This window comes from Nitriliruptor sp. (assembly GCF_040882075.1).
Classification (GTDB): Bacteria; Actinomycetota; Nitriliruptoria; order Nitriliruptorales; family Nitriliruptoraceae; genus Nitriliruptor.
In genome coordinates, this window is sequence record NZ_JBBEBZ010000161.1 from 1 (window position 1) to 10,586 (window position 10,586).

At 72.9% G+C, this 10,586-nt stretch carries 10 protein-coding genes and 1 pseudogene; 3 read left to right on the forward strand and 8 right to left on the reverse strand.

The window, feature by feature from the left end; all coding sequences use genetic code 11:
• Window positions 1-50: 50 nt before the first annotated feature.
• The 8 genes and pseudogenes from WEB03_RS09775 to WEB03_RS09810 form a co-directional block, all read right to left on the reverse strand.
• A complete protein-coding gene (locus WEB03_RS09775) occupies window positions 51-1,145 on the reverse strand; it encodes an NAD(P)H-dependent oxidoreductase subunit E (RefSeq protein ID WP_368070763.1) in 1,095 nt (364 codons plus the stop codon).
• 91 nt (window positions 1,146-1,236) lie between these two features.
• Window positions 1,237-2,541 carry an NADH-quinone oxidoreductase subunit D gene (locus WEB03_RS09780; RefSeq protein WP_368070764.1) on the reverse strand — a complete coding sequence of 435 codons (1,305 nt, stop codon included), beginning with the start codon at window positions 2,539-2,541 and terminating at the stop codon, window positions 1,237-1,239.
• Between the two features lie 88 nt (window positions 2,542-2,629).
• Window positions 2,630-3,319 carry an NADH-quinone oxidoreductase subunit C gene (locus WEB03_RS09785; RefSeq protein WP_368070765.1) on the reverse strand — a complete coding sequence of 230 codons (690 nt, stop codon included), beginning with the start codon at window positions 3,317-3,319 and terminating at the stop codon, window positions 2,630-2,632.
• Window positions 3,320-3,354: 35 nt separating this feature from the next.
• Window positions 3,355-3,804, reverse strand: a pseudogene (locus tag WEB03_RS09790) (NADH-quinone oxidoreductase subunit B family protein); the annotation flags it as partial.
• Window positions 3,795-4,154 carry an NADH-quinone oxidoreductase subunit A gene (locus WEB03_RS09795; protein ID WP_368070766.1) on the reverse strand — a complete coding sequence of 120 codons (360 nt, stop codon included), beginning with the start codon at window positions 4,152-4,154 and terminating at the stop codon, window positions 3,795-3,797. The pseudogene WEB03_RS09790 and the gene WEB03_RS09795, both read right to left, overlap by 10 nt.
• Window positions 4,155-4,327: 173 nt before the next feature.
• Window positions 4,328-5,602, reverse strand: a complete 1,275-nt coding sequence (locus WEB03_RS09800) for a geranylgeranyl reductase family protein (protein ID WP_368070767.1) — start codon at window positions 5,600-5,602, stop codon at window positions 4,328-4,330.
• Window positions 5,603-5,762: 160 nt separating this feature from the next.
• Window positions 5,763-6,728 (reverse strand): hypothetical protein, encoded by a 966-nt coding sequence (locus WEB03_RS09805; protein WP_368070768.1) that lies wholly within the window; start codon window positions 6,726-6,728, stop codon window positions 5,763-5,765.
• 56 nt (window positions 6,729-6,784) lie between these two features.
• The gene (locus WEB03_RS09810; protein WP_368070826.1) at window positions 6,785-7,447 is read right to left on the reverse strand and encodes a ubiquinone/menaquinone biosynthesis methyltransferase; all 663 of its coding nucleotides are present in this window, start codon (window positions 7,445-7,447) and stop codon (window positions 6,785-6,787) included.
• A 268-nt stretch (window positions 7,448-7,715) separates the two neighbouring features.
• Here WEB03_RS09810 and WEB03_RS09815 point away from each other — a divergent pair, with 268 nt between their 5' ends.
• The 3 genes from WEB03_RS09815 to WEB03_RS09825 all read left to right on the forward strand — a co-directional run bounded on the left by WEB03_RS09815 (window position 7,716) and on the right by WEB03_RS09825 (window position 10,475).
• Window positions 7,716-8,546, forward strand: a complete 831-nt coding sequence (locus tag WEB03_RS09815) for a hypothetical protein (protein ID WP_368070769.1) — start codon at window positions 7,716-7,718, stop codon at window positions 8,544-8,546.
• 82 nt (window positions 8,547-8,628) lie between these two features.
• Window positions 8,629-9,243, forward strand: coding sequence for a hypothetical protein (locus WEB03_RS09820; RefSeq protein WP_368070770.1), 615 nt, complete (start codon window positions 8,629-8,631; stop codon window positions 9,241-9,243).
• Complete coding sequence (locus tag WEB03_RS09825; RefSeq protein ID WP_368070771.1) at window positions 9,240-10,475, forward strand: isochorismate synthase MenF; 1,236 nt, start codon at window positions 9,240-9,242, stop codon at window positions 10,473-10,475. Before WEB03_RS09820 ends, WEB03_RS09825 begins: the two co-directional genes overlap by 4 nt.
• Window positions 10,476-10,586 lie beyond the last annotated feature (111 nt).

Below are 10,586 nucleotides of genomic sequence, written 5' to 3' on the forward strand. Positions count from 1 at the left end.
GTCGGGCGTGGCCTCGTCAGGCGTGGCCTCGTCAGGTGTCGGCTGGTCGCTCACCGGTCACCTCCCTCGTCGTCGCCTCGGGGTTCCTCGGTCCGGTTCTCGGTCTGGTCCTCGTGCCGGGTGGCGTCCTGTGGGGTCGCTGGCTCCGGAGCGTCGGCCGGGACGCCGCTGCGCTCGGAGGAGGGCGGGTCGCCGGCCTGCTCGCCCACGTCGGCGCCCACGTCGGCGTCCGCCGGGGTCTCGGGCGCCGGGTCGGTCACCTGATCGGCGAGCTCGCTGCCCTCGTCGTAGCCCGCCTCGTCGGCGACCTCGCTGGCGGCGGCCTGCTCCCCCGCATCGGCGGTGTGCTCGACCCCGGGACGGTCCTCGGTCGCGTCGGCCGATGCCGTGGTCGCGTCGGCGTCGGAACCCGGCGTGCCGGCCGCCGGACCGTCACCGTCGCTGCCAGCGAAGGCGGCGGCGAACGCGCGCCCGCCGTGGCCAGCCGGGTCGCCGCCGGGGTGGGTGACGGGGATGTCGGTCTCGTCCGAGCGGTCCGCCGGTGGCACGTCCCCGGTCGCCTGCCGGCGCGCGGCGTCGACGAGCTGGTCGTGGACGCCGTCGTCGATGCCGGACAGCTCGCGCTCGATGGCCGCGAAGGTCGGCGGGACCTCGCCCGAGCGGTTCGAGGCGGGCGGGTCACCCGCCTTGGCCTTGGCCAGCAGGTCCATCGCCTGGTCCTGCGTGACGGGACCGAACATCTCGTAGTTGATCTGGACCACCGGGGCCGCGTCACAGATGCCGAGACACTCGGCGTGCTCGACGGTCACCCCACCCTCCGGGTCGACGTGGGCGCCGCCGCACGCCTCGACGTAGGACTCGTAGATGTCCTGCGCGCCGGCGATCTTGCAGGTCGGGTTCGTGCAGACGCTGAGCAGGTAGTCGCCCACCGGTTCCCGTTTGAACATGGTGTAGAACGTCGCGACCGCACCGACCTCGGCCTTGGTCAGCCCGAGCACGTCGGCGCACACCGCGACGCCGTCCTCGCTGACGAAGCCCTCGTAGGACTGCACGAGGTGGAGCATCGGCAGGAGGGCGGAGCGCGCGATGGGGTAGCGCTGCGTCAGCGCTACCAGCTCGTCGCGCGTGGTCTGCGTCAGGGGCACGGTCGGGACCTCGGGGAGGCGGGGGGGATGTGACGGGAGGCGGGGGGGATGTGACGGGAGGCGGGGGGATGTGGCGGGAGGTGGGGTCGGGCTAGCGGTCGACGCCACCCATGATCGGGTCGAGGGAGGCGACGACGACGATGACGTCCGAGACGGACCCGCCGCGGCTCATCACGTCGGCCGCCTGGAGGTTGACGAAGGAGGGATCGCGCACGTGCACCCGGTAGGGCTTGTTGGTGCCCGCCGAGGTGACCGCGTAGCCGAGCTCTCCTCGCGGCGACTCGACCGGGACGTAGACCTGGCCGGCGGGGACGGTGAAGCCCTGCGTCACCAGCTTGAAGTGGTTGATGAGCGCTTCCATCGACTCGCCCATGATGTGCCGGATGTACTCGGGGTCGTTGCCCACCCCGTCGACGCCGAGCGACTGCTGGGACGGCCACGCGATGTGCTTGTCGTCGACCATGACCCGGCCCGCCGGCAGCTGGTCGAGCGCCTGACGGATGATCCGCATCGACTGGTCGATCTCGGCGATGCGGACCTCGAAGCGGCCCCAGCAGTCGGCGAGGTCGGAGGTCGGTACCTCGAAGTCGTAGCGCTCGTACCCCGAGTACGGCTGGGTCTTGCGCAGGTCCCACGGCACGCCGGCAGCCCGCAGGATCGGGCCGGTGACGCCGTAGGCCAGGCAGGTGTCGGCGTCGATGTAGCCGACGTCACGCAGCCGGTCGTTGAAGATCGGGTTCTTGCGCAGCAGATCCTCGAAGTCCCGCATCTTGCCCGGGATCATCTCGAGCAGGGCCTCGCACCGGGCCTCGAAGTCGTCGGTGAGGTCGTGCGCGATGCCGCCTGGCCGGAAGAAGGCGTGGTTCATCCGGAGGCCCGACTGCGACTCGAACAGGTCGAGGATGTGCTCGCGCAGCCCGAAGCCCATCGTCATGACGGTCGTCGCGCCGAGCTCCATACCGCCGGTGGCGAGCCAGATCAGGTGGGACGCGATGCGGTTGAACTCGAGCAGGATGACGCGGGCGACCTCGGCCCGTTCCGGCACCCGGATGTCGAGCAGCTTCTCGACCGCGAGGCAGTAGGCGTGCTCGTTGAACAGCGGCGCCACGTAGTCCATGCGGGTGAAGAAGGTCGGACCTTGGTGCCACGCCCGGTACTCGGCGTTCTTCTCGATGCCGGTGTGCAGGTAGCCGATGATCGGCTGCAGCTTGGTGACGATCTCGCCGTCGAGCTCGAGGAGCAGGCGCAACACGCCGTGGGTCGAGGGGTGCTGCGGCCCCATGTTGACGGTCATGCGTTGGTCGTCGACCGCGTCGACGACCGACTCCCAGTCGGCTCCCTCGACCCAGAGCTCGTCGTCGGGGTGGGGCGTGGGGGGCTGCGTGGGAGCGCTCACGACACCACCTCCGAGACCGTCGTCGTCGCCTCGAAGGGCAACAGGGCTCCGGACCGATGGTGCCCCGTGCACGGGGCAACAACGCCGCTCATTCGACGATCTCCCGGATGTCGCGCTCGTCCGGCGGCGGGATGAACTTGTCGTTCTTGTAGGTGATGTCGACGCCACCGAGCGGGTAGTCCTTGCGCTGCGGGTGGCCGAGCCAGTCGTCGGGCATGAGGATCCGTTCGAGGTTCGGGTGGCCCTCGAAGACCACGCCGAACAGGTCGTAGACCTCGCGTTCGTGGAAGTTCGCCGTCGGGAACAGATGCGTGACCGTCGGGACCGTCGACTCGCCCTCGACATCGGACACGGCGACCGAGACGCGGAACCAGTGGTTGCGCGCGATCGAGCGCAGGACGTAGAGCACCTCGACGACCCCGACGTCGCGCGACACCCGGTGCTCCGGCCAGCCGGTGGTCGACGCCTGGCGCTCGACGACGTGCTCGCCCGCCGGGAAGTGCACGCCCGACAGGTCGGCGAGCAGCGCGCACGACAGGTCGTCATCGTCGCGGCAGAAGGTCAGCAGGTCGACGACCTCACCAGGGTCGACGAAGAAGGTCAGCTCACCGCGGTGGACGTCGGTGCGCACCGTCGGGAAGCGATCGAGGATCCGGAGGGTGAGCGCCTCGTGCGAGAGCGGGGAACCGAGGGTCCCCCGCACGGTCGCCGGGGCGTGGTCGGTGGCCGGCATCGCCGGGGTCTCGGCGGTCGTCGCGGTGGTGGGCTGGTCGCTCACGAGTGGTCCGCCAGCTCAGCGAAGGTCGAGGTCCGGACCTGCTCGCGCAGCTTCAGGATGCCGTCGAGCAGCATCTCGGGGCGTGGCGGGCACCCGGGCACGTACATGTCGACCGGGACGATGTGGTCCACGCCCTGCACCAGGGCGTAGTTGTTGAACATCCCGCCCGAGGTGGCGCACACGCCCATCGACAGGACCCACTTGGGGTCCGACATCTGGTCGTAGATGCGACGCAGGACCGGGGCCATCTTCTGGCTCACCCGACCGGCGACGATCATCAGGTCCGCCTGCCGCGGCGACGCGCGGAAGACCTCCATGCCGAACCGGCCGATGTCGTGGCGCGGACCGCCGGCGGCCATCATCTCGATGGCGCAGCAGGCCAGGCCGAAGGTGGCCGGCCACATCGACGTGGACCGCGAGTAGCTCACGAACCGTTCGAGGTTGGTGAGCAGGACGCCGTTGGGGAGCTTGTTCTCTAGTCCCACTCGAGACCTCCACGGCCGATCTCGTACACGAAGGCGACCCCGAGGATCCCGAGGAAGATGCTCATCTGGGCCAGCCCGAACCACCCGAGCGAGCGGAAGACCACCGACCACGGGTAGAGGAAGACCGCCTCGACGTCGAAGATCAGGAACATCATGGCGACCATGTAGAACTTCACCGAGAAACGCGATCCGCGGATCTTGGCCTGCGGGACGTTCCCGCTCTCGTAGGCCGAGAGCTTGGTCGGGTTCGGGGCGCGGGGACCCACCATGGAGCTGACCAGCAGCGACCCGCCGGCGAAGGCGATCGACAGCCCGGCCAGCAACAGGATCGGGAGGTACTCGGACAGCATCGGTGGCGTCTCCGCGTGGGGTGCGGCAGGTGGAGGTGGCGCTCAGCGGACCAGGTTCGGCACGCGGAGTCGGAGCGACGCGCGGGACACACGGCCCCGGTCGCGCGCAACGGTAGGGGTGGGCCGTCGCGGGTCGCAAGACGCCACGCCACCGGAGGTCAGGGTCGCGCGCCTCACGCGGCCGGTACCAGCCGCGAGAGGGTGTTGATGATCACGTCCTTGGTGTCCGACGGGTGGCGGTCGGTCAGGTGCGCCATCAGCTTGAAGACCAGCTCCATGAGCGGACGGATCGGCATGCCGTAGGTGGTGCAGGCGTGCATGACGGCCGGGTGCCCGACCAGCTCGGCGAACACCTTGCCGAGCGTGTAGTAGCCACCCCACCGTTGCCGGAGCTCGCGGTCGTAGGCGTCGAGGTCGGCGGTCCGCTTGGTGGTCATGGCGCGGTCGACGACGTCGGCCGCCAGCCGCGCCGCCTCCATGGCGTAGGAGATGCCCTCGCCGTTGAACGGGTTGACCATGCCGCCGCTGTCCCCGACGAGCAGGACACCCCGCTGGTGCAACGGGGTGCGGTTGAAGCCCATGGGGATGGGGCCGGAGCGGATCGCGTCGGTCCGGTTGGCTTCGGTGGTCTCCCACTCGTCGGCGATACCACCCGCCCAGGACCCGAGGAGCTTCCTGTAGCTGACCGCCTGGAAGTCCTTGGACGTCGACAGCAGCCCGAGCCCGACGTTGATCGTGCCGTCGTCGAGGGGGAAGACCCAGCCGTACCCCGACAGCAGGTTCCCGGCCGCATCGGTCAGGTCGAGGAACGAGCTGATCCACGGGTCGTCGGAGCGTGACGAGCGGTAGTAGGTCCGGGCGGCGACGGCCATCGGGCGGTCGCTGCGACGGGTCACACCGAGGTGCTTGCCGAGCCCCCCGGACGCACCGTCGGCAGCGATGACCACGGGGGCGCGGACCTCACCCTCACGACCGTCCTCGTCACGCCAGGTCACGCCGGCAGCACGGCTCTGCGACGCGTCGCGCCAGCGGGGACCGGTCACGGCGACCCCCTCGTGGAGCTGCGCCCCGGCGGCCTGCGCCCGGCGTGCGACGGCCTCGTCGAAGACCTTGCGCGTCGCGGTCGCACCCCAGGACGGCCAGTCGTCGAGCTCCGGCCACGGCAGCTCCATGACGGTCGATCCACCGTGGATGCGCAGCCCCCGCTGGGTGGCCCAGCCGTCGACGCGCCCGTGCGCCTCGTCGACCATGCCGAGCTGGAGCATCTCACCGACGACGCGGGGGGTGAGGCCGTCCCCGCAGACCTTGTCCCGGGGGAAGCGGTCCTTCTCGAGCAGGACCACGTCGTAGCCGAGGGAGGCGAGGTGGGCGGCTGCCGCGGCACCCCCGGGCCCGGCGCCAGCGACGACGACGTCGGCGGAGGTCACCGGGTCGAGCGTCGTGGCCATCGGAGCTCCTAGCGGTGGTGGGCGGAGGCCGGTCGATCCGGTGGGACCGGTGGGACCGGTGGGTGCGAGCCGCCCCGATCGCTCCGCTCGTGAAAACCTTCACGAGCGGCGCAGTCTACCTCGGGGGCGGGGTGAGCTGAACGGGGTCGCTGCGCCGGGGTCACGGTGACGGCACGTCGCCAGCCTCCGCAGCCGGCTGGAGCCGCTCGACGAGGTCGATGAGCTGCGCTGCGGTCAGCTCGGCGCCGGGCTGGGGCCGCTCCACGGCATCGCCCTCGGTCACGGGGTCGATCGTGAGGACGAGCTCGACGACGCCGGTCTGCGCGTCGCCCTCGCCGTCCTCGCCCCCGTCGCGATCCGCGTCCGGTCCCCCGGCTGGGTCGGTCAGATCGCCGCCGCTGAGCTCGACGCGAACCTCCGACACCTTGCCGTCGCGCAGGTCCACGGTGCCCGGGACCGTGCGGTCCGAGGCGGCGTCCCCCGCGTCGAACCCGAGCCGCTCGAGCAGCACGGCGGTCTCGACCTCGATGTCCAGACGACGGATCTCGCCCGCGTCGCGGGCGCCGGTCACCTCGATCGCTGCCAGCAGGTCGGCGAGCCCGAACGCTCTGACGTCCGAGCCCGCGTCCTCCCCCGTCGCAGCCCCGACCAGCTCACCCAGCTCGTCGATGTCGGTCAGCGCCACCCACCCACCGGAGAACGACGTGACCAGCGCCTCACGGCCCACAGCGTCGATGCCCAGCCGGTCGAGAGCGGGCTCGAGCGCGTCGCTCGGATCCCGGCCCTCGAGCCCGAGCACGGCACCGAGACCGGTCCGCAGCAGCATCGCGTCGCCGCTCTCGGCGATCACCTCGAGCAGCGGCGCATCCCCCCCGAGCGTCACCGCGATCCGCAGCCGGCCGTCGGGGTCGCGGGCGCCGTCGATCCCCGCTCCCTCGAGGAAGCTGGCGGCCGCGAGCGCGTCGCCGCCGAGCTGGTCGAGCGCGGCCCGGTCGGCACGCGCCGAGACGCCGAACGAGAACGGTTCGGCGGCCGTGGCCTGGACGGCGTCCGCGAGCTCCTGCGAGGGGTCGCGCTCGGACGTGCACGCGGCCAGCAGGAGCAGGAGCGCCAGCAGCGTGGCCACCGGCCGGGCTCGTCGGTGAGCGAGCGTGCGGGCCCGGGTGCCGGGCGAGGCGGGGTTCACCGGCGGAAACCCCGGTGCACGGCGACGATCCCGCCGGCCAGGTCCTTGACCTGCAGCTCGGCGAAGTCGGCCGCCTCGAACCAGCCGGCGACGGTGCGTCGATCGGGCCACGCCAGGATGGATCCGGCGAGGTAGACGTAGGCGTCGGGCGACGAGGACACCACGCGGGCGAGACCGGGGACGGCGCCGACGAGGTAGCGGCGGTAGACCTCGCGGAACGGCCGCCAGGTCGGCGCGGCGAACTCGCACACCACGACCCGGCCGCCGGGACGCAGCACCCGGGCGAACTCGCGAGCCGCCGCCTCGGGGTCCGGCACGTTGCGCAGCCCGAACGAGATGGTCAGGGCGTCGAAGCTCGCGGCCGGGAAGGGCAGCGCCAGGGCGTCCCCGTTCACCCAGTGGATGCCCTGGTGGCCCCGGTCGTACCCCACGCGCAGCATCTGCTCGGAGAGGTCGAGGGCGACCACCGAGCGTGCGCCGCGAGCGACCAGCTCGGTCGCGACGTTGCCCGGACCAGCGGCGACGTCGAGCACGTCGGCGTCGGCGGGGCGCGCGGCCTGCGCGACCACGCGTCGCCAGTGCGCGTCCTGACCGAGCGACAGCGCGGTGTTGGCGAGGTCGTAACGCGGGGCGACCCGGTCGAACATGGCCTGGACCAGCGCGGCGTCCTTGCCCTCACGGCCGGCAGCGGGCAGATCGTGCCCGGACGCGGTGCGGGTGGCGGTCACGGCTCCTCCGGAGGGCGCCTCGGACACGGTGCGGGAGGCGGACGATCGAGCGGTGGTGCTCAACACGAGGCCACCACGTGCCGATGGGGGGACGACAGGGGGCGTGCGCCGCGCGAGGCTACAGCGCGGGCGGCCGGCCGGACCGACCGCCGCCGTCGACGGCCGCGCCCCGCACCGCACCGACCGCCAGGAGACCGCTGTGCCCTTCGTCCACTGCATCGACTGCGGGACCCCGGCGATGATCGACCCGTCGGGCCGGTGCCCCGAGGGTCACACCGTCGGTGCCGCCGGAGCCCGCGTCGCGGCCGTCATCGGCTCGAACACCCCGCACCCCGACGAGCCACAACCCTGGGTGGGCGTCGTCGAGCCAGAGGCCGGGCCCGCAGCGACCGGCGAGAGCCGTGCCGCGCGACCGCCGTCCGTGCCAGGCACCGGAGCGCAGGCTCCAGTCCCGCCGCCGCCACCGGAGGACCTGCTCCGCGAGCTGCACGCGCTCGGTGACCTCGGAGCTGCCTCGGATGCCGCGGCGGCCGCGTCGGAGGTCCCTTCGACGCCGGCGCCACCGTCGCCGCCAGCACCACCATCCATCGACGCTCCGTCGGCGTCACCGTCGCTCGACGCTCCGTCGGCGCCGACGCCGACGGCGGCGAGCTCGCCCCCACCGCTGCCTGCCACACCCGAGCCGGTCTCGGCTTCGCCCGGGACGCCGGCTCCTGCGAGCTCGTCCGACGAGACGTCCGACCTCGATGCGCTGGCCAACCTGGCAGCTGCCGTGCGGACCCTCGACGACCGTGACGCGGCGTCGCCGTCCGAGGGCTCGCCCCCGCCCCCGGCCACGACGACCGAGGGTGATCAGCCGGCTCAACCGGAGACCACCCGCTCCTCCGGGACCTCGGACGCGGACGACCAGGCCAGCCCCGACCAGCCGGCACCGCCCTTGCTGTCGCCGTTCGACGGCTCGTTCACCGCGCGCGGCGACGGTGGCCGCGGCACGAGGTCCGGCCGCAAGGGCCTGTTCCGACGGGGCTGACCTCGCGGGGCGGGCTGCGCTCCCGACGGGGCTGACCTCGCGGGGCGGGCTGCGCTCCCGATGGGTGGCGTAGCCTCCGGGCGTGCCTCCGCTTCCCCCGCTGCCGGACCGTGGACCGTCGGACCCCGACGGTCCGCCGTCGCATCCCGATGGACCGCCGTCGCATCCCGATGGACCGCTGTCGCGTCCCGACGCGGCCCTGGCGGCCGCCGTCAGCGACGACGAGGAGGCGCCGTTCGACCTCGATGCGCTCGCGAGCGAGGTCGGGGCGACCCGGGCGTTGCTCGAGTCGATCGCCCGCGCGGGCTTGCTGTTGCCCCACCACGTGGACCACGACGGCGTCGCACGGTTCTCGCGCGCCGACGCCGACGCGGTCCGCGCCGGGTTGGCGCTGGTCGAGGCCGGGTTACCGCTCGGTGAGCTGCTGGACCTCGGCCGCCGGACGGATGCCGCCGTCCGCGAGGTGGCCGACCACGCCGTCGACGCGTTCCTGCGCTTCGTCCGCGACCCGGTACGCGGGACGGCGCTCGACGACTCCGAGGCTGCCGAGCGGTTGGTCACCGCCTACCGCGTGATGCTGCCCGCCACCGAGCGGCTCGTCGCCCACCACACGCGACGCCGGTTGCTGGCCGCCGCCGCCGACCAGATCGCGGCCCAGACGACGGACGGTGACGAGGACGATGGAGGCGCGGGGTGACCCTGCGCGTCGTCACCCGCCGGTTCGACGACGATCGGTCGTTGCTGGACCTGCCGCCGACCTCCGCCGAGGCCCACGCGTGGGTGCGCCGCGGTGAGGGGCTGGTCGGCTGGGGCGTGGCGGCCCGGCTGGCCCCCGGCCCGGGCGCGGACCGGTTCGCCCGCGCCGAGGCGACGTTCGATGAGCTCGTCGCCGACGCGGAGGTCGACGACGAGGTGCAGGTCCCGGGCAGCGGACTGACCGCGTTCGGCTCGTTCAGCTTCGACGCGGACGCGTCGAGCTCCGCGCTGGTGATCCCGCGGGTGCTCGTGGGCCGCCGTGACGGGGCCACGTGGTTGACGACGGTCGATGCCGACGGCGCCGAGCCCGCTCCCGGCCCGGCCAGCGCTCCCCCGGTCGAACCTGCCCGCGACCGTCCGCGGTTCGCCGGCTCGTCGAAGCCGGACCTGCGGTGGCTCGAGGCCGTCGCCACCGCCGTGGACCGGCTGCGCGCCGGGGAGCTCGACAAGGTCGTGCTCGCCCGTGATCACGCGGTGTGGTCGCAGGAGCCGTTCGATCCGCTGGACCTCGCACGCCGCCTGGCACGCCGCTTCCCGAGCTGCCACACCTTCGTCGTTGAGGGGCTCGTCGGGGCGACACCCGAGCTGCTGCTCGCCCGTCACAGCGACCGGGTCGTGTCGCGCGTGCTCGCCGGGACCACCGGTCGCTCGCCCGACGAGGCCGACGACGCCGCCCTCGGTGCCGCGCTGCTCGGCTCGGACAAGGACCGCTACGAGCACCAGCTGGCCGCCGACTCGGTCCGCACCGTCCTGGCACCGCGCTGCACCGATCTGACCGAAGACCCCGAACCCCGGCTGCTGCGGCTGGACAACGTCCAGCACCTCGCCACGACCTTCGAGGGCCACCTCGCCGCGCCCGCGTCGGTCCTGGAGGTGGTCGCCGACCTGCACCCGACCGCGGCGGTCGGCGGCACGCCGCGCGACCGGGCGCTCGCCGTCATCCGCGAGCTCGAGGGGATGGACCGCGGCCGCTACGCCGCCCCCGTCGGGTGGATCGACGCGAACGGTGACGGCGAGTGGGGGATCGCCCTGCGGTGCGCCGAGCTCGCCGGTGCCCGGGCCCGGCTGTTCGCCGGCGTCGGGGTCGTCGCCGCGTCCCTGCCGGAGGACGAGCTCGAGGAGACCCGCCTCAAGCTCCTGGCCATGCAGGCCGCCCTCGACGCCGACCGGTAGGCGAACCTCCTGGGGTCTACCGGTAGACCCCAGGGGGCAGACCAGCCCCTCCCCGCCTACCGGTAGACCCCAGGGGGCAGACCAGCCCCTCCCCGCCTACCGGTAGACCCC